Raw genomic sequence first — 24120 nt, 5'->3', positions numbered from 1 at the left:
GACCGCCATGGGGCCTCGCGCGCTCAGCGCGGCAGGACGCCGTGCTGGCGCAGGAAGCCCAGCAGCGGCAGCAGCGGCAGTCCGAGCACGGCGCTGTGCTCGCCCTCGACCCGGTCGAAGAGCTGCACGCCGGGTCCTTCCAGCCGGTAGGCACCGACGCAGGACAGGAGGGCGTCTCCCTCGGCGGCCAGGTAGGCGTCCAGGACGGCGTCGGAGACGTCGCGCATGGTCAGACGCGGGGTGGCCACGTGCTGCCAGACACGGCGGCCGCCACGCCAGCACAGCACCGCCGTGTGCAGGCGGTGGGTGCGCCCGCGCAGCTGGGTGAGGTGGGCGCGTGCGGCGGCCAGGTCGGCAGGCTTGTCGAACCAGCGCTCGCGGCCGTCGATCTCGCAGGTCAGGAGCTGGTCGCAGCCGATCACCAGCGCGTCCGCGCCGCCGTGCCGCTCCAGCCGGCCGGCGATGCGGGCGGCCTTGGCCTCGGCCAGGAGCAGGGCGGCCTCGGCGGGCGGGTAGTCCTCCGCCTGGGCGCTTTCCTTGATGGTGGCCTCGTCCACGGCGGCCGGCATCGCGTCGAAGCGCAGGCCGGCGGCGCGCAGCATCGCGATGCGGGCCGGCGAGGCACTGGCCAGGACCAGCGCCGGGGTTTCCGCCTGCAGCATGGCTCAGGCGCCCGCCCGGTGGCCGCCGCCCGGCCACGGTCTGCCAGGCGGGCCGGGCCGGCGGGTCACCAGGGGGAGATCGGGCATCGGATGGACTCCTGGAATGAGCAGAGGCGTCAGCCGGTCCGCACCAGCCGGACCAGCGCCGCCACATGCTCGGGCGGAGTCGGCGGCACGATCCCGTGGCCCAGGTTGAAGATGAAGGGCCGTCCCCGCATGGCGGCCAGAAGGGAGCGTGCCTCCGCCTCCAGCGCGGCGCCGCCGCTGACCAGGGCCTGCGGGTCGAGGTTGCCTTGCAGGGCGATGCCCTGCGGCACGTTGGCGGCCGCCCAGCGCGGGTCCATCGCCGTGTCCATCCCGACCGCCTGCACCCCCACCCTCTGCGCGTATTCCACCAGCAGCGGCCCGGCGAGCCGGGGAAAGCCGATCAGCGGGAAATCGTGCGGCAGCTGCTTGCGGAGCCGCCGCACCAGCTCGGCGGTGGGCTCGATCACCCAGCGGCGGAACTGGGAGGGGGGCAGGAGTCCCGCCCAGCTGTCGAACAGCATCAGCGCCTCCGCACCGGCCGCGACCTGGGCGAGGAGGTATTCCGCCGTGGCGTCGGTCAGGCTGCGGATGAGCCGGCCGAACAGGGCCGGGTCGCCATAGGCCATGCGTCGGGCGTGGGCGAACTCGCCGCCGCCGCGCCCCTCCACCATGTAGCAGGCGACGGTCCAGGGGCTGCCGGCAAAGCCGATCAGGGCGGTCCGCTGGTGCTGGACATCGAGGAAGCTGCGGACTCGCGCCACGGTCTCCAGGATGGGGGCCGCCCGTTCCGCCACGCCCGCCGTCCAGAGCCCGTTGATCGCCGCGGCGTCGCGCAGCGGCTCCAGCAGGGGCCCCTCGCCCTCGGCGAAGCGCAGGGGCTGCCCCATGGCCCAGGGCACCATCAGGATGTCGCTGAACAGGATGGCGGCGTCGAAGCCGTAGCGGCGCAGGGGCTGGAGAGTCACCTCCGCCGCCAGCTCCGGGTTGGTGCAGAGGGAGATGAAATCCCCTGCCTGGGCCCGCACGTCCCGGTACTCCGGCAGGTAGCGTCCGGCCTGGCGCATCAGCCAGATGGGGGGCGGCCAGACGGCTTCCCCGGCCAGGGTGCGCAGGAAGGGCTTGTCCGCTTGGTCCATGGCGTCTCTTTCACTCGAAAAGAATGAGTCAGAGAAGGGTTGTGGTGGCTGGTGGATGCCTGTGGATAACCGGGACACAGCGGTTCCACAGGCGGAGGGGCAGGTTATCCACAGATTCCAGAGGGCCGTGACTCGGTGAGTCGGGGCGAGTCGGCCGGAGTCGCCCCCGAGTCACGACCCCCTCCTGACTCATCCTTCCCCGATGGGACGGCCTGTGACTCGGCATCCCCGACTCTCCCAGGGGGTCCGGAGTCAGGCCGGAGTTATCCCCGACTCCCAGGCCAATCCCCGCTATTCTCCCCTGACCTCCGAGGAGCCTGACATGCCGGTGCGTTCGCTGAACCTTCATCTCGTCTCCGACAGCACTGGCGAAACGCTGAACTCCCTGGCCCGGGCGACCCTGGCCCGGTTCGAGGACCCGCACGCCGTCCAGCACCGCTGGTTCCTGGTGCGGTCACGCTTCCAGTTGGAGCAGGTGCTGGAAGGCATCCAGGCCGAGCCGGGCCCCGTGCTCTACACCATCGCCGACCGGTCCATCCGGCACAGCCTGGAGGAGTTCTGCGCCCGGCTGGGGGTGAAGTCCCTGTCCGTGCTGGACCCGACCCTGGATCTGCTGCAGCAGGAGATCGGCGAGAGCGCCAAGGAGAAGCGCGCCGCCCAGCACGTGCTGGACGCCGACTATTTCCGCCGGATCGACGCCATGCACTACGTGCTGGCCCATGACGACGGCCAGGGAACGGCGGGGATCCACGAGGCGGATGTCTGCCTCGTCGGCGTCTCCCGCAGCAGCAAGACGCCGACCTGCTTCTACCTGGCCAACCGCGGCATCAAGGCGGCCAACGTACCGATCGTGCCCGGGGCGCCGCTGCCGGCGGAGCTGGACAACCCGCCCTGCCCGGTCATCGGCCTGACCATCGACGTGAATGCGCTGATCGAGATCCGCCGCCACCGCCTGCGCATGATCGGCGGCGCCGGGGTGCGGCAGGATACGACGGACTACGTGGACCAGGATTCCGTGAAGGCGGAGATCCTGGCCGCCCGGCGCCTCTGCACCAGCCGCGGCTGGCCGGTGATCGACGTGACCAAGCGCAGCATCGAGGAAACCGCCGCCACCGTGCTGCAGCTGAAGGAGGCCTGGCACCTGCGCGCCCGGCGGTCCGCCCCGCCGCCCGCCACGGAGGAGCCGCAGGCCCCGCGCGATCCGGCCGCGGTGGTGTTCGGCGCCCCGCAGCAGTAGCGGGGCGCTGCCCTTTGGCGGCCGTGCGTCCCGGGCGGGGTTGCGGACCGGGCGATCCGGGCGGAGCCTCAGGCCCCGACGCTTCGGGGAGACGAGGATCATGACTGCTCTGGCCGACTACGTTCCGGCGCCGCATGTCTCGCAGCACTGGCAGGTGACCAAGCCCGCGGCGCGGGGGCGGAAGGGCATCGTGGCCAGCCAGTCGCGCTCCGCCGCCGAGGCGGGGGTGGCGGTGCTGGAGGCAGGCGGCAACGCGGCAGATGCCGCCGTGGCCGCGGCCTTCGCCCTGGCGACCGCCGAGCCCTGGAACAGCGGCCTGGGCGGCATCGGCTTCGCGGTGGTGCACCCGGCCGGGGCGCGCGAGGCCCAGGTGGTGGATTTCGGGCCCGTGGCGCCGAAGGGCGTCGATCCTTCCGCCTTCCCGCTGACCGGCAAGTGGAAGCAGGACCTCTTCGCCTGGCCGGAGGTGGTGGGCGACCGCAACATCCACGGGCCGCTGACCTTCGTCATCCCCTCCTCGGTGGCCGGCTACGACCTGCTGCGCCAGCGCTTCGGCACAGGCATGCCGGTGCGCGACCTGCTGGCGCCGGCGGTGGCGCTGGCACGGCGCGGGCTGGCGCAAGACTGGTTCACCCTGCTGAAGGTGGCGAACTCCGCCAAGGTGCTGCGGCTCTACCCCGAAAGCGCGCGGATCTACCTGCCGGACGGCCTGCCGCCCATCCCGCCCTACCAGGGCAATCCGGGCTTCCTGCCGCAGGGCCGGCTGGCGGCGACGCTGGAGCGGCTGCAGGAGGCGGGGCTGCGCGACTTCTATGAGGGCGGGGTGGCGGCCGACCTCGCGGCCGACATCGCGGCGATGGGCGGCTGGGTGACCGCGGAGGATCTCGCGGGCTACCGCGCCGAGGTACGGCCAGCCGTGCCGATCGACTGGCGCGGCACCCACACCATCCACTCCGCCGGCGGCCTGACCGCCGCCCCGACCCTGGCGGCGGTGGTGCGCGCCATGGCCGCCGTGGCCCCGGGCGCCGCGCCGGACGCCGCTTGGTACCACGCCCTGGCGCGCGCGATGCGCGAGGCCTATGCCGAACGCTTGGCAGGGCTGGGCGCCGATGCCGTGCCCACGCCCGAGCCGGCTGAGACCTGCACGACGCACCTGACCGTCGTCGATGGGGAGGGGATGATGGTCTCCGTCACCACCACCCTGCTTTCCTCCATGGGCAGCCGCGTGGTGCTGCCGGCGACCGGGGTGCTGATGAACAACGGGGTGATGTGGTTCGACCCTGCCCCGGGCAGCCCCAACGCCATCCGTCCCGGCGCGCGGCCGCTCTGCAACATGTGCCCCGTTACCGTCTCGGCGAAGGATGGCGCGGGACCGATCCTGGCGGCGGGCGCCTCCGGCGGGCGTCGCATCCTGGCGAGCGTCTACCAGATGCTGGCCTATACGCTGGATTTCGGCCTGTCGCCGGAAGACGCGGCGGCGCAGCCGCGCATCGACGTCTCCGGGTCGGAAGGTGCCACCGCCGACCGCCGGCTGGACGCGGCGACACGCGAGGGGCTGGCGGCGGATGGGACCCTTGTGGAGGTGGAGCATGCCGTGCTGCCGGTGAACTTCGCCTGCCCGAACCTGGTCCGGCGCGTGGGCGAGGATGCCATCGGGATCAGCGACGTGATGTCGCCCTGGTCAGCCGCCGTCGCCGCGCGCTGACGGTGCTGGCATCAGCGCGTGCGGCTTCCGTCATGTCCGCGCGCGTTCCACCGAGCGGTTCGCTGGCCGACGGATGCTGCGCTCGACCGATCCAGCGTGACGGACGATGGGCTGCGACGCCGCCAGGGAGGAAAGGCCCTGCCCCCCTTCCGGCGGCGCCGCTGCCTTCATGGCAGGCTGGCGGAGAGTGTCACGCGCCTCAGTTGGGCTTCACCCGGTCGACGGCACGGTCGACGGCACGGCCGGCGCTCTCCACGGGCCCGCTGGGCGGGTCGACGGTGTCGCGCACCCGTTCGCCGAAGGTACGGTCGCTCCCCGTGCAGGCGGCCAGGCCACCCATCACCAGGAGGGCTGCCAGCAGGGACTTGATGACGCGTATGTCTGGGCCTTTCGGGTCCGTTGTCTGCGCGTAACCCGGCATGCCGGGACGGGTTGCAGGCATCGCGGGCGCGACATGCAGCCCTGGCATTCGTCTGTGACCGGATTGCACTAAACCCCGGCATTCGGCATGACAACACGGCGGTTACAGCCCGGAACGGGCTGGCCTGCCCGCGAGATTTGCGTTGACGCCACCGGGGGAGGAGCGCAAAAGCCCGGCATCCGCTGAACAACGCGGGAGAGTGTCGACCGGTTCATCGGACCGGTTGGCCGCCGACGGAGCAACCCCCCAGGAAACTCTCAGGCACCCGGAACCGCGTTGCGAGGATGATCTGGAGAGAGGCGCCGCGTGGCGTCCACCGAAGGGGTCCCCTTGGCGTCCGCCCGGATGCCGTGGGGGGTAAGCTCTCAGGTGCAGGGACAGATGGGGGCAGGGAGGCCGGGAGCGCCTCCGCTGCGAGCCCTCATGTCCTGGAGCGTGCCATGAGCACCGTCGCCGTCATCGGATCCGGCATCACCGGCGTCACCACCGCGCATGCGCTGCTGCAGCGTGGCCACGACGTGGTCGTCCTCGACCGCCATCGCTATGCCGCGATGGAGACCTCCTTCGCCAATGGCGGCCAGCTCTCCGCCTGCAACGCCGAGGTCTGGAACAGCACCGCTACCATCCTCAAGGGGATGAAGTGGATGCTGAAGGCGGATGCGCCCCTGCTGCTGAACCCGAAGCCCTCCGCGCACAAGTATTCCTGGCTGGGCGAGTTCGTCTCCCACATCCGGAACTATCGCGCCAACACCATCGCCACGACGAAGCTGGCGATCGAGGCGCGCAAGTACCTCTTCTCCATCGCCGAGGAGGAGGGCTTCGGCTTCGACGTCGAGCATCGCGGCATCCTGCACGTCTACCGCGACAAGGCGGGCTTCGACGCCGCCGCGCGGGTGAACGGCCTGCTGACCGAAGGCGGGCTGGACCGCCGCGCGGTGACGCCGGAGGAGATGCGCGCCATCGAGCCGACGTTGCACGGCAGCTGGTACGGCGGCTTCTTCACGCCGTCCGATTCCACCGGCGACATCCACAAGTACACGCGCGGCCTGGCCGATGCCTGCCTGCGCCGCGGCGCGCGCTTCCTGTTCGGGGCCGACGTCACCGGCATCAGCCACGCCGAAGGCGGCATCACCATCGCCTGGAAGCCGGCCGGCCAAGCCGCCGCCGTGGCCGAGACGCTGCGCGCCGATGCCGTGGTGATCTGCGCCGGCGTCGCCAGCCGCCGCTTCGCCGCAATGCTGGGCGACCGCATCAACGTCTATCCGGTGAAGGGCTACTCCATCACCGTGCACCTGGACGACGCCCGCAGCCAGGCGGCGGCGCCGCATGTCAGCCTGCTGGACGACGCGACCAAGATCGTCACCAGCCGGCTCGGCCGTGACCGCTTCCGCGTCGCCGGCACGGCGGAGTTCAACGGCGAGAACCGCGACATCCGCATGGACCGCATCCGCCCGCTGGTGAAGTGGACGGAGGAACTGTTCCCGGAGGTCAGCACCGCGCGCTGCGTGCCCTGGGCCGGGCTGCGGCCGATGACGCCGAACCTGATGCCCCGCATCGGTGCCGGCAGCCGGCCGGGCGTGTTCTACAACACCGGCCACGGCCACCTGGGCTGGACCCTCTCCGCCGCCACGGCGCAAATGGTGGCCGACGCCATCCCCGGCGGCGACGCCCGGCCCATGGCCGCCCCAGTGGTCCCGTTCGCCCGCGCCGCCTGACGCGGGAGCGCACGGGGGGCTGCTGTCCTGGCCCGTGGCGCTGTGGTGTTCGGGCGTCGGACCGGGAGGGGACGCCGTCCCCTCCCAGACCCTCCCCTGCCGGGGCCACAAGCGGGCCCCGGTCCCCGCTGGGAGTTGGTTCTGTGCGGTGGGCGTCAGCCTGCGGGCTGAACCCTGACGGAACACGGACAGGCGGGACTCCGAGAAAGCTTCAGAGAGCGTCCGCGATTGCGGCGGCCGGTCCCGCCGAGGAGCCCAGCTCCTCGGCGCCGTGACCCCGTCGCAGTCATCTGCGCGGCAGCGCTGATCGGGTCCAGGGCCCGCAGGGTCCTGGCGGAGTGGGGGTACGGGGGCGAGGCAGCGCCTTGCCCCCGGGCCACGGGCGCCCGTCCGGCAGCGGCCGGCCCACATCACGCCGCGCGCCGCAGCCCGCGAGCTGAGAGGCCACCATCCCGGCTGGATCCGCGGAACGGCGGGCTACGACGGCAGTCCGGCGAGCATCGTTGCGACCAGTGCCGCCGCGACGGCCAGCAGTGCGATCCCAGCCATGGTCCATTCGCGCAGCCGGGCCTCCAGCCGCACCAGCGGCCCGGCGCCCCGGGCGGCGAAGCCCCAGGCTTGCAGGCCCAGCAGGACCACGTCGCCTTCCGGCACGGCGGGCAGCCGGTCGCTCCGGCGGCGCAGCCCGGCGAAGAGCACGGCGCCCAGCAGCACGGGCCAGGCGGAATCCCACAGCGCCGGCAAGGCCAGCGCCTCGGCCACCGGGCCGGGGTAGAACCACCAGGGCACCAGCAGGGCGCTGGCCAGCATCAGGGCCCATGGGGCGAGCATCCCGGCGGGCGGCGGAGCGGAGGGTGCGGGGGCGCGCATGACCTCCGCCAGCAGGCGCATGAGGTGCAGCATCAGCAGCGCCGTGCCCGCGGCGGAGAGGGTGGCGAGGACGCCCACCGGCCCGTAGCCGAGCGCCGGCTTCACCGCGAGCTTGGCCAGCGCGCCACCGGTCAGCGGCAGCCCGGCCATGCCCAGGGCCACCACCGCCACCGGCAGCAGGACGGGCCAGGGGTGCCGCCCGGCCCAGGCGGCGGCGATCTCGACCGAGAGGAACAGCGCCCCCTTCGCCAGCAGGTGGTGCAGGCCGTAATAGGCGGCGAGGAAGGCGGTGCCCGGGGCCGCCGCCTGCATCCCCGTCCCGAGCACGGCGATGGCCACGCCCATCTGGCTGACGGTGGAATAGGCCAGCACCGTCTTGGGGTTCCGTTGCGTCACGCCCAGGGCGACGCCGTAGAAGGCGGTCAGCAGCCCCGCCGCGGCCAGGGCCTGTCCCCAGGCGTCCGCCCAGCCGGCGGCCCCGCCGGCGCCGTCCAGCGGCAGGAAGCGGATCAGCCCGATGATGCCCGCCTTGACGATGGCGCCGCTCAGCACCGCCGAGGCGGGCATCGGCGCCGCCGGATGCGCCACCGGCAGCCAGACATGCAGCGGCACCAGGCCGGCCTTCAGCCCGAAGCCCGCCACCAGCAGCCCGAGGGTCAGCCCCCGGACCGGCGAGCCCGGCAGGGTGGCAACGAGCCCGCCGATCGCCAGGCTGCCGTCCGGCGCGGCGGCGGCCAGCAGCACGAAGCCGCCCAGCAGCGCGATCTCCCCCAGCACGGCCAGGACCAGGTAGATCGCCGCGGCGCGGTAGGCCCGGGGCGTCGCGTCATGCGCCACCAGCCCATAGGCGGCGAGGCTGACGAAGGCGAAGGCGAGGTAGAAGGTGATCAGGTCGCCGGCGACGAAGACGCCCAGGTTGCCGAGCAGGGTCAGCAGCCACCACACGGCGAAGGGCCCGTTGCGTGCCTGGCCGCGGAGATAGGCGGCGGCATAGGCGCCCGCCGCGCTCCAGAGCAGGGCCGCGCCGCCCAGCAGCAGCGCGCCGGGCCGGTCCAGGGCGAGGTGCATGCCCGCCCGGGCGGGCGGCAGCAGGAGGGGCGGGGCGTCCGCGGCCAGCAGGGCGGCGGCCAGGGCCGGCAGCGGCGCCACCACCAGCCAGGCCAGCATCCCCTGCCGCCAGCGCGGCGCGACGCAGGCCAGCGCCATCCCCGCCGGAAGCAGCAGCATCAGGAGGAGCAGCACGCTCATCGCGGCCGCGCCGGGCCTCGCCGCGGCCCCCGTCTCACGGTCCCACCCCCGGCCCGGGCAGCCGGCCGATCCCCAGCAGCCCGAAGGAGGCCAGCGGCACGAAGCCCATGGCCACGGAGGCGAGGGCCAGGGCCAGCACCACCAGCTCGCGCAGGAGGCCGACCGGGCGGGCCTCCCCTCCCCCCCCGGCCATGGCGCGGCTCAGCACGAGGAAGACGTAGCCGCCGGTCAGCAGCCCTCCCGCCAGCAGCACCAGCGCCCACCACCACTGCCCGCTGCCGACCGCCGCCAGCAGCAGCAGCCACTTGGCCGCGAAGCCGCCGCTGGGCGGCAGCCCCATCAGCGACAGGCCGCTGAGGCCGAAGGCCAGGACGGTCATCGGCAATGCGCGGGCGGCGGCGCCCAGCCGCGTCATGTCGTCGTGCCCCAGCGCCTCCGCGATCAGCCCGGCGGCAAGGAACATCGAGGCCTTGGCGCAGGCATGCGAGACGAGCTGCAGCGCACCCCCGATCCAGGCCTCCTGACTCCCGGTCAGGGAGGCGCCGGCGACCAGCGGGAAGACCAGGAAGAGGTAGCCGATCTGCGCCACGGTGGAGTAGGCGACCACCAGCTTCAGCCGCGGCTGGCGCAGCGCCAGCACGCTGCCGACCAGGATCGCCGCCGCGCCCAGCAGCCCCAGCACCTGCGCCGCGGCCAGGCCGAGCAGCATCGGCATGGCGTCGAACCAGAGCCGCACGACCAGGAAGATCGGCGCCTTCACCACCAGGGCGGAGAGCAGGGCGCTGGCCGCCGCCGGCGCGCCGGCATGGGCGGGCGGCAGCCAGAGGTGCAGCGGGAACAGCGCCGCCTTGGCCAGCAGCCCCACCGTCATCAGCGCCGCGGCGCAGAGGCTGGCGGGGTTCGGCAGCACCCGCTGCCGCAGCAGGGCGATGTCGAGCGTGCCGTAGGCGCCGTAGAGCAGCGCCGTGCCCAGCAGGTAGAGCACGGAGCCGAGCAGCGCGAAGACCAGGTAGCGCAGCGCCGCCTCCAGCGTGGCCGCCCGGCCGTCCAGGCAGACCAGCGGCAGCGCGGCGAAGGTCAGCAGCTCCAGCGCGACGTAGAGGTTGAACAGGTCCTGGCCCAGGAAGGCGGCGTTCAGCGAGCCCCAGAGCCCGACCAGCAGCAGCCAGAACATCGCCGGGGCGCGCCGCTCCGGCCCGGATTCCGGGCTGTGCATCCCCGCCCCCAGCCAAGCGAAGGCGGCGACGGCGCAGACCACCAGGGCCGTGGTCAGCAGCAGCGCCGCCGAGAGCCCGTCTGCCCGCAGCGCGAGGCCCAGCGGCGGCGTCCAGCCGCCCACCACCTCCACCAGCGCGCGGCGGGTGACGAGCACCGTGCCGCCGATCGCCAGCGCCACGGCGAGGCAGGCGCCCAGCGCCAGCAGGGCGAGCCGCTCGGCCCGCCGCCCCTGCAGCACCAGCATCGCCAGCACGCCCAGGAAGGGCACGGCCAGGGCCAGCACCAGCAGGATGCCGCCGGGGGTGGAGGCGACGAGCGCCGCGGGCAGGGCCTGCATCAGGAGGCGTCCGGCTCCGCCGCCGCGGCGCCGCGGCGCCGTTCCTCCACCAGCCGCAGCAGCAAAGCCACGGCCAGGGCGGTGGCGGCGAAGGCGACGACGAGGCCGGTGATGACCATCGCCTGCGGCACCGGATCGCCGCCGAAGCCCGCGCCGGCGCCGCGCCGCGCCACCGTCCCGAAGAGCAGGAAGATGCCGCCGCCCAGCAGGTTGAAGGCCAGGATCCGGCGCAGCGGCCGCGGGTGCACGATCACCCCGTAGAGGCCGATCCCGACCAGCACGGCGCCCAGCAGCCCGAACAGGGTGGCACCCGTCATGGCCGCGGCTCCGGCGGGCGCTCCGCCGGTCCGGCGAGGAGCAGCGCCAGCAGCAGGGCGAGGGAGGGGGTCAGCAGGAACTCGACGACCAGGATCAGCGGCTTGGCCCCCCAGGCGGGGTAGGCGAGGAAGCCATCGGCAAGGCCGTAGCCCGCCAGCCCGACGGCGAAGAAGGCGGCCGGCCCGGCGGCCAGCACCCAGCGGGCGCGGCGGTCGGCCAGCGCCGGCAGTTCCGCCCGGCCGGCCATGACCGCCAGCAGCCCCATCGCCGCGAGGATGGTGCCGCCCTGGAAGGTGCCGCCCGGCGCCTCGGCGCTGACCCAGACGAGATGCACCCCGAGCAGCAGGCCCAGCGGCGGCAGCAGCCGCGCCAGCAGCCCCAGCGCCGGCTCCGCCGGGCCCGTGCGGTGCCAGGGCCGGCCCCCCCAGAACCCGTCCGGCGTCAGCGACCAGACCCCGGCCAGGGAGAGCAGCAGCACGACCTTCTCCAGCAGCGTGTCCAGGGCGCGGTAGCCGATCAGCACCGCCGTCACCGGATTGCCCAGGCCCAGCGCGGGCAGGCCCGCGGCGGCCGCGTCGGCCAGGCTCGGCGCCGGTTCCGGCAGGGAGAGGACCGCCGCCATCAGCCCCAGCGCCACGGCGGCACAGAGCAGGCCCGCGGCGAGGCGCTGCCCCCGGCCTGGCCAGGCCGGCGTCCCGGGGGAGCCGCGCAGCCGCGCCGCCGCGCGCAGCAGCAGGACGCCGGACAGGGTGCCGACCGCGGCCTCGGTCAGCGCCACGTCCACCGCGCCGAGCCGCACCCAGGCGAGCGCCAGAAGCAGCCCGCCGCTGAGGAAGGCCAGCACCGCGCGGCCTTCCTGGCGCACCGCGACGGAGCAGGCGGCCAAGCCGAGGATGGCGGCGCAGAGGACGGCATCCGGCAGCAGGGCGATCACGGCTCCTCCCTCTCGCGCGCAGCGCCGGCGATGAGCTGGGAGACGGTCGTCCCGGCCAGGAGGACCAGCCCCCAGATCAGCAGCAGCTTGAGGGCGGCGAGGAGGCCGCCCGCGCGCGGCAGCAGCCCCAGCACGATCAGGCCGAGTCCCAGCGTGTCCGCCTTGGTCAGCGCATGCAGCCGGGTCAGCGTGTCCGGGAAGCGCAGCAGCCCGATCGTGCCGACCGCGAGGAAGCCGAGCCCCGCCAGGATCGCCGCGGCGGACAGCAGGTCGAGGAGCAGGGCCATCCCCATTCCCTAGCCGGGCGGCCTGCGCCGGCCGCTCAGCACGAAGGCAACGGAGGCGAAGGGGGCCAGCAGCGCCAGCGCCAGGGCGACGTCCAGCACGCCCGGCACGGCATGCGCCGCGTCCAGCAGCAGCAGCGCCGCGATCACGCCGGAGCCGAGCAGCTGCATCCCCATCATCCGGTCGGCCGCGGCGCCGACGCGCAGCAGCGGCCACAGCCCGGCGAAGGTGATCAGCAGCGCCAGCACCGCCGCACCGGTCAGCAGCATGGCCGCCGGCCCGGCATCAGCGCCCGGCATCGGCCACCGCCGCGCGGAACAGCGCCTCGTCCTGCCGCCAGCCGTCGAGCACCGGCCGGTCGCAGCGGAGCGCGTGCAACAGGATACCGCCATCCGGCACCGCGCGCACCGGCAACGTCCCGGGCACGAGGCTGGCGGCGGCGCAGAAGACGGCGCGCGCCCCGCCATGCACGTCGAGCGGCGCCACCACGAAGCCGGGCCGCAGCGGCGGGCGCGGTTGGAGGGCGAGGCCCGCCACCTCGACGGCGCCGAGCACGGACTGCCTCGCCACATGCAGGACGTAGCGGACGAGCGCGGGCGCGTGCAGACGATGCAGGCCCGGTGGCAGCAGGAAGAGGCTGACCCAGGCCGCGGCGCACGAGGTCACGAGTCCCACCGCCAGCTCCGCCGGCGCCGCGCCGGCGATGACGATCCAGGCGGCCAGAAACGCGGTGGCACGCCACGGCAGGGCGGAGCGACGACGCCGGACCCGGGCCGCATCGACCGGGGCGGGGGAGTCCATGGCTTGCAACAAATCCGACGTTTACAGAACCGTGAGGTACACGATAAAGCCCCGTGGTGGAACAGTGCCGTGGCGTAATCACGTCGCCGAGTTTCCTGGCAGGTATACGACGTATGGCGGATGGACTGGATGAAGCGGGCAACCTCATGAACCGCTTTGCGTCGTCATACGTGCCGCGCCAGCAAGCAGCACCTCCGTCGCCCCTTCGCCCCTGGCTCCGGCGGGCCGCGGTCGCCCTGCTGCTTCCGCTGGGTGCCTGCGGCCCTGCCGAGCAGGCGGCGCCCGAGCCGCCGCGGCCGGTGCGCGTCGTCGTGGCGGCCGCCAGCGACGGCGGCGAGACGGTGACGCTGACCGGGCAGGTGGAGGCGATGGAGGAGGTCGCCCTCGCCTTCCGCATCAGCGGCCGGATCATCGACCGCCCCGTCAATGTCGGCGACCGCGTCCAGGCCGGCCAGCTCGTCGCGCATCTCGAGGATTCCACGCAGCTCGACGCGCTGCGCGCTGCGCGCGCCGCGGTCGCCGCCTCGCAGGCTCAGCTCGTGCAGGCCCGCAACCATTACGACCGGCAGAACCAGCTCCTGCGGTCCGGCTTCGCCACCCGCGCCGCCTACGACGATGCGATGCGCGCGCTGCAGGCCGCGCAGTCGCAGCTCGACGCCAACCTCGCGCAGCGCAGCACCGCCGAGACGCAGCTCTCCTACACGGATCTCTTCGCGGATTCGGACGGTGTCGTGACCCGGCGCGGCGCGGAGCCGGGGGAGGTGGTGGCGCCGGGCCAGATGGTCGTGACCATCGCCCGGGAAGGCGGCCGCGACGCGGTGTTCGACGTGCCGTCGCGGGTCATGGAAGGCGCGGCCCCGGACCCCGTGGTCACGGTCGCCCTGACCGCCAACCCGGCCGTGCGCGCCGTCGGCCGCGTGCGCGAGATCGCGCCGCAGGCCGATCCGGTGACGCGGACCTTCCGGGTCCGGGTCGGCCTGACCCGGCCGCCGGAGGCGATGCGCCTCGGCTCCACCGTCAATGGCAGCATCCAGATCGGCGGCGTCGCCGGGATCGCCATCCCGGCCACCGCCCTGACGCGCGCGGAGAGCCGGCCGGCCGTCTGGGTGGTGGACCCCGCGGCCGCGACGGTCTCGCTGCGCGCCGTGGAGGTCGCGCGCTACGACGCGGTGCGCGCCGTCGTCGCCTCCGGGCTGAAGGAGGGGGAGGTGGTGGTCACCGCCGGGGTGCAGGCGCTGCGCCCCGGGCAGAAGGTGCGGCTGCCGGGCCAGGCGTCCTGACGTGAAGCGCTTCAACCTGTCGGAATGGGCGCTGAACCACCGGTCGATCGTCGTCTACATGATGATCGTCGCCATCGCCGCCGGCACCCTCGCCTTCCTGCGCCTCGGCCGCGCCGAGGACCCGGTCTTCACCATCCGCACCATGGTCGTGCAGGCCAACTGGCCCGGCGCCTCGATGGAGGACACGCTCAACCAGGTGACGGAGCGGCTGGAGCGGCGCCTGCAGGAGACGGAGGGGCTGGACCGGCTGCGCAGCTTCACCCGCCCGGGGCAGAGCCTGATCTTCATCGACCTGCTCGGCAGCACCAGCGGCGCCCGCATCCCCGACATCTGGTACGAGGTGCGCAAGAAGGTCGGCGACATGCGCCACACCCTGCCCGCCGGCGTGCAGGGACCCTTCTTCAACGACGAGTTCGGCGACACCTTCGGCATCATCTACGGCTTCACCGCCGACGGCTTCACCCATCGCGAGCTGCGCGACTTCGTCGAGGATGCCCGCTCCGAGCTGCTGAAGGTGCCCGACGTGTCGCGCATCGAGATGATCGGGGCGCAGGACGAGCGGGTCTTCGTCGAATTCTCGATGGAGAACCTTTCGGGGCTGGGCATCGACCGCGCCATGCTGATCGCGGCGCTGCAGGCCCAGAACATCGTCGCCCCCGCCGGGACCATCGAGGGCGGGCCGGAGCGGCTGCTGCTGCGCGTCTCCGGCCAGTTCGAGTCGGAGCAGGACATCCGCGCGGTGAACTTCTCCGTCGGCGGCCGCATCCTGCGGCTGAGCGACATCGCCGAGGTCCGCCGCGGCTTCGCCGACCCGCCGCAGCCCATGTTCCGGGTGAACGGCAGGGAGGCGATCGGGCTGGGCATCGCCATGCGCGACGGCGGCGACGTGCTCCAGCTCGGCCAGAACATCGACCGGACGATCCGGCGGATCGTGGCCGACCTGCCGGTGGGGGTGGAGGCGCATGCGGTGGCCGAGCAGCCCCGCACGGTGGACATCGCCATCGGCGAGTTCATGGAATCGCTCTGGCAGGCCATCGCCATCATCCTGGTGGTCAGCTTCATCGCGCTGGGCGTGCGGCCGGGCGCCATCGTCGCCATCGCCATCCCCCTCACCCTCGCCATCGTCTTCCCCATCATGCAGGCGGTGGACATCGACCTGCAGCGCATCTCCCTGGGCGCGCTGATCATCGCCCTGGCCCTGATGGTGGACGACGCCATGACCACGGTGGACGCCATGATCAGCCGGCTCGCGGCGGGCGACACGATGGAGGCGGCGGGGACCTACGCCTACAGCAAGCTCGCCTTCTCCATGCTGGCGGGCACGCTGGTCACCATCGCGGGCTTCGTGCCCGTCGGCTTCGCGCAGAGCTCGGCGGGGGAATACACCTTCTCCATCTTCGCCGTGGTGGCGATCGCCCTGCTGGTCTCGTGGTTCGTGGCCGTGATCTTCGCGCCGCTGATCGGCGTGCTGATCCTGAAGCGGCCGAAGCCGGGTGCCGCCGCGGGGCCGGGGCGGCTGGTGCGGGCCTACCAGTCCTTCCTGGGCGGCGCGATCCGGCTGCGCTGGGTGACGCTGGCGGCGACGCTGCTGCTGTTCGGCCTCTCCGTGGCCGGCATGCGCCTCGTCAGCCAGCAGTTCTTCCCCGCCTCCGACCGCAACGAGCTGCTGGTGGACCTGACCCTGCCGCAGAACGCCTCCATCCACGCCACCGATGCGGCCGTGGCGCGGCTGGAGGAGCTGCTCGCCCACGACCCGCAGCTGGCCCCCGAGGTGGCGGAGTGGAGCAGCAACATCGGCCGCGGCGCCATCCGCTTCTACCTGCCGCTCGACGTGCAGCCGGCCAACGACTTCTTCGCCCAGATGGTGGTGATCTCGAAGGGCCTCGCCTCCCGCGAGCGGCTGCAGGACGCGCTGGAGAAGGTGCTGGCCGAGCAGTTCCCGGAGGTGGTGAGCCGCGTCTATCCGCTGGAGCTGGGCCCGCCGGTGGGCTGGCCGATCCAGTACCGGGTGAGCGGCCCCGACGTGGAGGTGGTGCGCGGCATCGCCATGGACCTGGCCCGCATCGTCGCCGGCCGGCCCGAGACGCGCCGCACCAGCTTCGACTGGATGGAGCCCGCCCGCCAGCTTCGCGTCCGGGTGGACCAGGACGAGGCGCGGCGGCTGGGCCTCAGCTCCGCCGCCGTGGCCAGCGCGCTGAACGCCGCCATCTCCGGCACCACGGTGACGCAGATGCGCGACGGCATCTACCTGATCAACGTGGTGGTCCGGGCGGTGGAGGCGGAGCGCATGTCCGTCGACACGCTGCGCACCCTCCAGATCCCCATCGCCGGCGGCCGCACCGTGCCGCTGAGCCAGTTCGCGACCTTCGACTACGAGCAGGAATACCCGCTGATCCACCGCCGCAACCGGGAGCCGACCCTGACCGTGCAGGCGGACCTGCCGCGCGGCGTGCTGCCGAACGACGTGGTGGAGGCGCTGGCACCGGCCATCGCCGAGGCCGCGGCGAAGGTCCCGCCCGGCTACCGCATCGAGACGGGCGGCATCGTGGAGGAGAGCGCGCGCTCCCAGGCCTCGGTGGCCGCGGTGGTGCCGGCGATGCTCTTCATCATGGCGACCGTGCTGATCTTCCACCTGAAGACCTTCGCGCGGCTGTTCCTGGTGATCAGCGTGGTGCCGCTGGGGCTGATCGGCGTGGTGATCGCGCTCCTCGCCTCCAACAGCCCGCTGGGCTTCGTCGCGATCCTGGGCGTGCTGTCGCTGATGGGGATGATCGCCAAGAACGCGGTGATCCTGATCAGCCAGATCGAGGACGAGCGAGCGGCCGGGCACAGCGTGCGGGAGGCGGCGGTGCTCGCCTGCTCCTCCCGCCTGCGGCCGATCCTGCTCACGGCGATGTCCACCGTCCTGGGCATGATCCCGATCACGCCGACGGTGTTCTGGGGGCCCATGGCCTTCGCCATCATGGGCGGGCTGATGGGCGGCACGCTGCTGACCCTGGTCTTCCTGCCGGTGCTCTACGTGACATGGTTCGAGAGCCGCCTCGCCACGCGGGCCGGCTGACCCGCCGTCGCGCGGCATGATGTAACGGGTGGCGCGTTCCTGTTTACAGGGCCGCGCCGAAGCCTCTCTTCTGCGCTCCGGGGGAAACCGTCAGGAGTTCCGCGTGATGCACAGCCGATTGTTCGCCGACGAAGCCGATGGGGAGGGCCTCGTCTCCACCGGCCGCCTGCCGCCCAGGGAGCGCGTGGACCTGCTGCTGGCGGAGGCGCACGAGCGCTACCGCGGGAATGACGAGGGCAAGGTCGCCGACTACATCCCGGCGCTGGCTGCCGTGCCGCGCCACCTCTTCGGCCTCTGCGTGGTCGAGACGGACGGCACCGTGCATGCGGTGGGCGACGTGGACCACGCCTTCTCGATCCAGAGCGTCTCCAAGCCCTTCGTCTTCGCCCTGGTCTGCCAGGCGATCGGCGCGGAGCCGGCGCGCGAGAAGGTCGGGGTGAACGCCACCGGCCTGCCCTTCAACTCGGTGATGGCGATCGAGCTGAATGCCGACCGCACCATGAACCCGATGGTCAATGCCGGCGCCATCGCCACCGCCAGCCTCGCCCCCGGCGACACGGCCGAGGCGAAGTGGCGCTTCATCCGCGACGGCCTCTCCCGCTTCGCGGGGCGCGAGCTCGCGCTGGACGAGGAGATCTATCGCTCCGAGGCGGAGACCAACCTGCGCAACCGCGGCATCGCCAAGCTGCTGGAAGGCTACGGCCGGATGTACTTCGACGCGCTGGAAGCCACCGACGTCTACACGAAGCAATGCTCGCTGCTCGTCACCGCCCGCGATCTGGCGGTGATGGGGGCGACGCTGGCCGATGGCGGGGTGAACCCGGTGACCGGCGAGCGGGTGATCGACGCGGCGCACTGCAAGCGCGTGCTGGCGGTGCTGGCCACCGCCGGGCTCTACGAGGAATCCGGCGACTGGCTGTACGAGGTCGGGCTGCCGGGCAAGAGCGGCGTGGGCGGCGGCATCGTCACCGTCGCGCCGGGCAAGGGCGGGCTCGGCACCTTCTCGCCGCCCCTCGACGAGGCGGGCAACAGCGTGCGCGGGCAACTCGCGACCAAGCTGCTCTCCGAACGGCTGGGGCTGAACCTGTTCGCCTCGCAGCCCCAGGACGTGGCCTCATGACGATGGCAAAGGAAGGGACGGCAATGCAAGGAACGGCAACGGCGCCGCAGGAATCCTGGGTGCCGATGATCGCGATCGCGCTCGGCCAGGCCATCATGTCCTTCAACGTGGCGGCGCTGCCGGTCTCCCTGGCGGGCATGGTCAACAGCTTCGGCGTGCCGCCCACGACCGTCGCGACGGGGATCGTGATGTACTCCCTCGCGGTGGCGGGCTTCGTCATGCTCGGCGCCAAGCTGGTGCAGCGCTTCGGCTCCACCCGGGTCTTCCGGATCGTCGTCGCGCTGTTCGGCGTGGCGCAGGTGCTGATGGTGGTCAGCCCGGCGGCGACGATCATGCTGCTTGCCCAGCTCCTCGCCGGGCTGGCCGCGGCCGTGATCGTGCCGGCGCTGGTGGCGCTGATCGCCCACCACTACCATGGCCAGCAGCAGGCGACGGCGGTGGGCGCTCTGGGCTCCGCCCGGGCCGCGGCCGGGGTCGCCGCCTTCCTGATCGGCGGGCTGCTGGGCACCTTCATCGGCTGGCGCCCGGTCTTCGGCATCCTGATCGCCGTCTCGGCGCTGGTCTTCTTCCTGAGCTTCCGGCTCAAGCCCCAGGCGGAGCGGCCGGAGGTCAGCATCGACCTCGTCGGCGTGGTCCTGGCGGCCGCCGCGATCGTGATGACCGTCTTCGGCTTCAACAACCTCAACCGCTGGGGCCTGGGGCTCGCGCGGCCGGGGGCGCCCTTCGACCTGCTGGGCCTCTCGCCCGCGCCGGTGATGATCGTGATCGGCCTCGTGCTGCTGCAGGGCTTCATCGCCTGGACGCGGCGGCGGCAGGCGTCGGGCAAGACGCCGCTGCTGGACCTGCGCGTCATCACCTCGGGGCAGGAACGGGCGGCGGTCAAGGCCATGTTCGCCGTGGTGGCGCTGGAGGCGATGCTGAACTTCTCCGTGCCGCTCTACATCCAGATCATCCAGGGCCGCTCGCCGATCGAGACGGCGGTCGCCATGCTGCCCTTCAACCTGACGGTCTTCTTCACCGCCATGCTGGTGGTGCGGCTCTACCCCATCCTGGCGCCGCGCCACATCGGCCGTCTCGGCTTCGCCCTCTGCACCCTGGCGCTGCTCTGGCTCGCCTGGGTGGTGCGCAACGACTGGTCGGCCGTCGCCGTCATGTTCGGGCTCATCGCCTTCGGCATCGGCCAGGGCGCGCTGGTGACCCTGGTCTTCAACGTGCTGGTCACCGCCGCGCCGAAGGAGCTGGCAGGCGATGTCGGCTCGCTGCGCGGCACCACGCAGAACCTGGCGGCCGGGGTCGGCACCGCGCTCGCCGGCGCGCTGCTGGTCGGGCTGCTGAGCAGCGCGATCCTCTACCGCGTCGCGGAGAACCCGCGCCTGCCGGCCGCGGTGGTGTCGCAGATCGATCTCGACAGCGTCAACTTCGTCAGCAACGACCGGCTGCTGGAGATCATGCAGCGCACCGGCGCGCCGCCGGAGGTCGTCGAGGAGGCGGTGCGCGTCAACGCCGAATCCCGGCTGCGCGCGCTGAAGATCGGGCTGCTGATCATGGCGGCCGTGTCGCTGCTGGCGATCATCCCCGCCGGGCGCCTGCCGGCCTACCGTCCCGGCGAGATCCCGGACAGCCCGCCGGTCCCCGCCCCCGGCGCCGCCGCGGCGGCGCGGCAGGAGGAGGAGGCCCCGGCATGACGAGGCCACGTCTTCTCGTCCTCTCGCTGGGCGGCACCATCACCATGGTGCCGGGCGAGGGCAGCGGGATCGCGCCGAAGCTGGGGGCGGCCGAGCTGGTCGCCTCCGTCCCGACGCTGGCGGAGGTCGCCTCGATCGAGGCACGCTCGCCGCTGCGCGTCGCCAGCCCCTCCCTGGGGCTGGCCGAGCTGGTCGCGGTGGCGGCGGAGATCGAGGCCGGCTTCGCCGCCGGCTGCGACGGCGCCGTGGTGATCCAGGGCACCGATACCATCGAGGAATCGGCCTTCCTCCTCGACCTGCTGGTGCCGGGGGAGCAGCCCGTGGTGGTGGTCGGCGCGATGCGCGGGGCGACGGCACCGGGCGCGGACGGGCCGGCCAACCTGCTGGCCGCCGCCCTCGTCGCCGCCTCGCCCGAGGCGCGCGGGCTGGGCACGCTGGTGGTGCTGAACGACGAGATCCACGCGGCGCGCTTCGTGCAGAAGTCGCACACGGCGCTGACCTCCGCCTTCGCCTCCCCGGGCTTCGGGCCGCTGGGGCTGGTGGCGGAGGGCCGGGTACGGCTGCACGCCCGGCTGCCGCGCCTGCCCACGCTGCCGGCCGCGGCGGGCGCTCCCGCGCCGGTCGCGCTGCTGCGCATGGCGATGGGCGAGGATGGAAGGCTGCTGCCAACCCTGCCCGGTTTGGGCTATGCTGGGCTGGTGCTGGAGGGGATGGGCGCCGGCCACGTTCCGGCCGGCCTGGCGCCGCTGCTGGGCGACCTTGCCCAGCGCATGCCTGTGGTGCTGGCCTCGCGCGTGGCCGCCGGGCCGGTCTTCACCAAAACCTACGGCTATGCGGGGGCGGAGATCGACCTGATCGGGCGGGGGCTGGTGCCGGCGGGGCTGCTGCCGGGCCTCAAGGCGCGGCTGCTGCTGGGCCTGGCGCTGCGCCCCGGCGCGCCGCGTCCAGTGGGCGAGGCATTCCTGCCGTACCAGTGACCCTGTGCCAGTGGCGTGTCACGGCACGGCGCATGCATCGATCTGGCCGCGGTGCGATCTGGCTGCCGACCGTCTTTCCGTTCCGGGCCATCCCGCCATGCCGGATGGCCCAAGGCCCATCATCGAACCGGAGGCCAGCATGAGTGAGACGACCGGCGGGAGCAATCCGCCAACCAGGCCTGACGCGCCCGCGGCCCCCGCGCCCTCCCGCCGGAATCCTGGCGCGGCGCGGCGCCACCCGCTGCCGGTCGACCTGGGGCTGCAGGGCGGCGGCTCGCACGGGGCCTTCACCTGGGGTGTGCTCGACCGGTTGCTGGAAGAGGGCGATCTGGAGATCGACGCAATCAGCGGCACCTCCGCCGGCGCCATGAACGCGGCCGTCATGGTCGCGGGCTACCAGGAGGGCGGGCGCGATGGCGCCCGTGCGGCGCTGGAGAAGTTCTGGGCGGCCGTCGCGCGCTCCGCCCTGCTCAGCCCGCTGAAGCGCAGCCCCCTGGACGTCCTGCTGGGCCGCTGGACGCTGGACACCTCGCCCGCCTTCCTGGCGATGGACATGATGGCGCGGCTGGTCTCGCCCTACGACCTGAACCTTACCGGCGCCAACCCGCTGAGCGCGGTGCTGGAGGAGACGGTCGATTTCGACCGGCTGGCGCATGCGGCGCAGCGCCTCTACGTCACCGCCACCAACGTCCAGACCGGCCGCGGCCGGGTCTTCCGCAATGCCGAGGTGACGCCGCAGGTGCTGATGGCCTCGGCCTGCCTGCCCACCCTGTTCCAGGCGGTGGAGATCGACGGCGAGCCGTACTGGGATGGCGGCTATGCCGGGAACCCGACCATCACGCCGCTGGTCCGCGACGGCGGCTCGGCGGACGACCTGGTGCTGGTGGCGATCAATCCCGTGACCCGCCCCGGCACGCCGCGCACCGCGGCCGAGATCCAGAACCGGCTGAACGAGATCTCCTTCAACGCCACGATCATCAAGGAGCTGCGCGGCATCGCCCTGCTGCAGCAGCTGATCGAGCAGTCGGGCATCAGCATCGATCCCGGCAAGGTGGAAGGGGCGCGCTGGGCCAGCTTCCGAATCCACATCATCTCCAGCCCCGCGATGATCGACCTCGGCTACTCCTCCAAGCTGAACGCGGAATGGGAGTTCCTGACCTATCTGCGCGACGAGGGGCGGCGCACGGCCAGCCGCTTCCTGACGGAGAGCGGAGAGAACCTCGGCCGGCGCTCCTCGGCGGATTTGGCCAAGCTGCTGGAGGGCGTGTGACGCCATGGGCCTCCTCGGCATCCTCGTCGGCCTCGGCCTGCTCATGGCCCTGGCCTTCCGGGGCTGGAGCGTGCTGCTCCTCGCCCCGCTGGGCGCCCTGGTTGCGGCGCTCTTCGCCGGAGAGCCGCTGCTCGCGCACTGGACCCAGACCTTCATGGGAGGCGCCGCCGGCTTCATCGCCGCCTTCTTCCCGCTCTTCCTGCTGGGGGGCGTCTTCGGCAAGCTGATGGACGACAGCGGCTCGGTCACGGCCATCGCCCATGGCATGACGGCCTGGCTGGGCACGCGGCGCGCGATGCTGGCGGTGGTGCTGGCCGGGGCGCTCGTCACCTATGGCGGCGTCAGCCTCTTCGTGGCCTTCTTCGTCCTCGCCCCCATGGCCCATGCCATGTTCCGCGCCGCCGACATCCCGCACCGGCTGATGCCCGGCGCCATCATGCTCGGCGCCTCCACCTTCACCATGTCGGCGCTGCCGGGCACGCCGGCCATCCAGAACGCCATCCCGATGCCCTTCTTCGGCACCTCGCCCTGGGCCGCGCCCGGCCTGGGCGTCATCGCCGCGGCGGTGATGGCTGGGCTCGGCCTGTGGTGGCTCGCCTTCCGCGAGGCGCGGGCGCGGCGGGCGGGCGAGGGCTACCGCTACGAGGGGCCGGGCAGCGAGGCCGCCGACCGCGCCGCCGGGGACCCGGCGATCCGCGAGCACTGTGTCGTCACCACCGAGTTCGACCCGGCCGAGGCGCGGCACGGCCGGCACGGCGCGACCGAGCCCAGCTTCGCCATCGCGGCGGCGCCGATCGCCGTGGTGCTGCTGGTGAACCTGCTGATGACCGCCGTGGTGCTGCCCAACATGGATACCGCCTTCCTGGCCGAACCGCGCTGGGGCGGCACCTCGATCGGCGCGGTGGCGGGCGTGTGGTCCGTGGTGGTCGCGCTCTTCGCGGCCTGCCTGGTGCTGGTGGTGCTGAATCGCCCCCGCCTGCCCTCGCTGCGCGAGACGCTGGATGCCGGCGCCAACTCCGCCGTCCTTCCCGTGCTGGGCGTCGGCAGCCTGGTCGGCTTCGGCGCGGTGGTGGCGGCCATGCCGGCCTTCGCGGCGGTGCGCGACCAGGTGCTGGGCATCGGCGGCGGGCCGCTCGTCTCCCTCGCGGTGGCGACCAACATCCTCGCGGCGCTGACCGGCTCCGCCTCGGGCGGCCTCACCATCGCCCTCGACACGCTGGGCCCTACCTTCCTGCAGATCGCGGACCAGCACGGCATCGATCCGGGCCTGCTGCACCGCGTTGCCGTCATCGGCGCCGGCACGCTCGACGCCCTGCCCCACAACGGCGCCGTCGTGACCTTGCTTGCCGTCTGCGGCACCAGCCATAAGGATGGCTACCTCGACATCTTCGTGGGCAGCGTCCTCAGCGCCCTCGCGGCGCTGGTGGTGGTGATCGCGCTCGGCAGCCTGCTCGGCTCCTTCTGATACCGACGGCAGGATGGACCTGACCCGTGGTGCCGTCGTGTTCCGGCGGGGGACCGGGAGGGGACGCCGTCCCCTCCCAGACCCTCCCCTGCCGGGGCCACAAGCGGGCCCCGGTCCCCGCTGGGAGTCTGGTGCTTCGTGGCCGCCGTCAGCCTGCGGGCTGAACCCTGACAGAGCGCGGACAGGCGGGACTCTGGAATAGCTTTGAAGGCGTCAGTGAGTGCTGCGGCCGTGCCCGCCGAGGAGCCATGCTCCTCGGCGCTGTGACCCCGTGTCCGGCTGTCCCGCGGCAGCGCTGATCGGGTCCAGGGCCCGCAGGGTCCTGGCGGAGTGGGGGTATCGGGGGCG

At 73.0% G+C, this 24120-nt stretch carries 20 protein-coding genes and 2 riboswitches; of the genes, 10 read left to right on the top strand and 10 right to left on the bottom strand.

What is annotated here, in order from left to right; translation table 11 throughout:
• Positions 1 to 23 precede the first annotated feature (23 nt).
• Together LPC08_RS21640 and hemE are read right to left on the bottom strand one after the other, a co-directional pair.
• Complete coding sequence (locus LPC08_RS21640; RefSeq protein WP_230450300.1) at positions 24 to 662, bottom strand: Maf family protein; 639 nt, start codon at positions 660 to 662, stop codon at positions 24 to 26.
• Between the two features lie 116 nt (positions 663 to 778).
• Positions 779 to 1825 carry a uroporphyrinogen decarboxylase gene (gene hemE, locus LPC08_RS21635; protein WP_230450299.1) on the bottom strand — a complete coding sequence of 349 codons (1047 nt, stop codon included), beginning with the start codon at positions 1823 to 1825 and terminating at the stop codon, positions 779 to 781.
• Between the two features lie 322 nt (positions 1826 to 2147).
• On the opposite strand from hemE, the gene LPC08_RS21630 reads away from it, so the two are divergent.
• Together LPC08_RS21630 and LPC08_RS21625 are read left to right on the top strand one after the other, a co-directional pair.
• A complete protein-coding gene (locus LPC08_RS21630; RefSeq protein ID WP_230450298.1) occupies positions 2148 to 3062 on the top strand; it encodes a pyruvate, water dikinase regulatory protein in 915 nt (304 codons plus the stop codon).
• 100 nt (positions 3063 to 3162) lie between these two features.
• Positions 3163 to 4767 carry a gamma-glutamyltransferase gene (locus tag LPC08_RS21625; protein ID WP_230450297.1) on the top strand — a complete coding sequence of 535 codons (1605 nt, stop codon included), beginning with the start codon at positions 3163 to 3165 and terminating at the stop codon, positions 4765 to 4767.
• Between the two features lie 199 nt (positions 4768 to 4966).
• Here the strand turns inward: LPC08_RS21625 and LPC08_RS21620 are convergent, their stop codons facing one another.
• Positions 4967 to 5107: a hypothetical protein gene (locus LPC08_RS21620; protein ID WP_230450296.1), complete on the bottom strand. Its 141-nt coding sequence runs from the start codon at positions 5105 to 5107 to the stop codon at positions 4967 to 4969.
• 263 nt (positions 5108 to 5370) lie between these two features.
• Positions 5371 to 5472: riboswitch (glycine riboswitch) on the top strand.
• Positions 5473 to 5475: 3 nt separating this feature from the next.
• Positions 5476 to 5571, top strand: a riboswitch (glycine riboswitch).
• 57 nt (positions 5572 to 5628) lie between these two features.
• Here LPC08_RS21620 and LPC08_RS21615 point away from each other — a divergent pair.
• Complete coding sequence (locus LPC08_RS21615) at positions 5629 to 6903, top strand: D-amino acid dehydrogenase (protein ID WP_230450295.1); 1275 nt, start codon at positions 5629 to 5631, stop codon at positions 6901 to 6903.
• Positions 6904 to 7380: 477 nt separating this feature from the next.
• On the opposite strand, the gene LPC08_RS21610 is transcribed toward LPC08_RS21615, so the two are convergent.
• The 7 genes from LPC08_RS21610 to LPC08_RS21580 are packed head-to-tail and all read right to left on the bottom strand — an operon-like array spanning position 7381 to position 12914.
• A complete protein-coding gene (locus LPC08_RS21610) occupies positions 7381 to 9021 on the bottom strand; it encodes a complex I subunit 5 family protein (protein WP_230450294.1) in 1641 nt (546 codons plus the stop codon).
• Positions 9022 to 9055: 34 nt separating this feature from the next.
• The gene (locus LPC08_RS21605; RefSeq protein WP_230450293.1) at positions 9056 to 10576 is read right to left on the bottom strand and encodes a complex I subunit 5 family protein; all 1521 of its coding nucleotides are present in this window, start codon (positions 10574 to 10576) and stop codon (positions 9056 to 9058) included.
• Positions 10576 to 10893, bottom strand: coding sequence for an NADH-quinone oxidoreductase subunit K (locus LPC08_RS21600; RefSeq protein ID WP_230450292.1), 318 nt, complete (start codon positions 10891 to 10893; stop codon positions 10576 to 10578). Before LPC08_RS21600 ends, LPC08_RS21605 begins: the two co-directional genes overlap by 1 nt.
• Positions 10890 to 11828, bottom strand: coding sequence for a hydrogenase subunit MbhD domain-containing protein (locus tag LPC08_RS21595; protein ID WP_230450291.1), 939 nt, complete (start codon positions 11826 to 11828; stop codon positions 10890 to 10892). The genes LPC08_RS21600 and LPC08_RS21595 overlap by 4 nt, the downstream gene beginning before the upstream one ends.
• The gene (locus tag LPC08_RS21590; protein ID WP_230450290.1) at positions 11825 to 12115 is read right to left on the bottom strand and encodes a monovalent cation/H(+) antiporter subunit G; all 291 of its coding nucleotides are present in this window, start codon (positions 12113 to 12115) and stop codon (positions 11825 to 11827) included. Before LPC08_RS21590 ends, LPC08_RS21595 begins: the two co-directional genes overlap by 4 nt.
• A gap of 9 nt (positions 12116 to 12124) precedes the next feature.
• Positions 12125 to 12412: a monovalent cation/H+ antiporter complex subunit F gene (locus LPC08_RS21585; RefSeq protein ID WP_230450289.1), complete on the bottom strand. Its 288-nt coding sequence runs from the start codon at positions 12410 to 12412 to the stop codon at positions 12125 to 12127.
• Positions 12399 to 12914, bottom strand: a complete 516-nt coding sequence (locus LPC08_RS21580) for a Na+/H+ antiporter subunit E (RefSeq protein ID WP_230450288.1) — start codon at positions 12912 to 12914, stop codon at positions 12399 to 12401. The genes LPC08_RS21585 and LPC08_RS21580 overlap by 14 nt, the downstream gene beginning before the upstream one ends.
• Positions 12915 to 13213: 299 nt before the next feature.
• On the opposite strand from LPC08_RS21580, the gene LPC08_RS21575 reads away from it, so the two are divergent.
• The 7 genes from LPC08_RS21575 to LPC08_RS21545 all read left to right on the top strand — a co-directional run bounded on the left by LPC08_RS21575 (position 13214) and on the right by LPC08_RS21545 (position 23772).
• Complete coding sequence (locus tag LPC08_RS21575) at positions 13214 to 14194, top strand: efflux RND transporter periplasmic adaptor subunit (protein ID WP_230450287.1); 981 nt, start codon at positions 13214 to 13216, stop codon at positions 14192 to 14194.
• A 1-nt stretch (position 14195) separates the two neighbouring features.
• The gene (locus tag LPC08_RS21570) at positions 14196 to 17255 is read left to right on the top strand and encodes an efflux RND transporter permease subunit (protein WP_230450286.1); all 3060 of its coding nucleotides are present in this window, start codon (positions 14196 to 14198) and stop codon (positions 17253 to 17255) included.
• A 106-nt stretch (positions 17256 to 17361) separates the two neighbouring features.
• Positions 17362 to 18375, top strand: a complete 1014-nt coding sequence (gene glsA / locus LPC08_RS21565; protein WP_230450285.1) for a glutaminase A — start codon at positions 17362 to 17364, stop codon at positions 18373 to 18375.
• Between the two features lie 23 nt (positions 18376 to 18398).
• Positions 18399 to 20060 carry an MFS transporter gene (locus tag LPC08_RS21560; RefSeq protein WP_230450284.1) on the top strand — a complete coding sequence of 554 codons (1662 nt, stop codon included), beginning with the start codon at positions 18399 to 18401 and terminating at the stop codon, positions 20058 to 20060.
• A complete protein-coding gene (locus tag LPC08_RS21555; RefSeq protein ID WP_230450283.1) occupies positions 20057 to 21037 on the top strand; it encodes an asparaginase in 981 nt (326 codons plus the stop codon). The genes LPC08_RS21560 and LPC08_RS21555 overlap by 4 nt, the downstream gene beginning before the upstream one ends.
• A gap of 139 nt (positions 21038 to 21176) precedes the next feature.
• Positions 21177 to 22307, top strand: a complete 1131-nt coding sequence (locus tag LPC08_RS21550; RefSeq protein ID WP_230450282.1) for a patatin-like phospholipase family protein — start codon at positions 21177 to 21179, stop codon at positions 22305 to 22307.
• Between the two features lie 4 nt (positions 22308 to 22311).
• Positions 22312 to 23772 carry a GntP family permease gene (locus LPC08_RS21545; protein ID WP_230450281.1) on the top strand — a complete coding sequence of 487 codons (1461 nt, stop codon included), beginning with the start codon at positions 22312 to 22314 and terminating at the stop codon, positions 23770 to 23772.
• Positions 23773 to 24120 lie beyond the last annotated feature (348 nt).

The sequence above is a fragment of the Roseomonas sp. OT10 genome (assembly GCF_020991085.1).
GTDB lineage: Bacteria > Pseudomonadota > Alphaproteobacteria > Acetobacterales > Acetobacteraceae > Roseomonas > Roseomonas cutis.
This window is presented reverse-complemented; position numbering and strand designations above follow the sequence as displayed.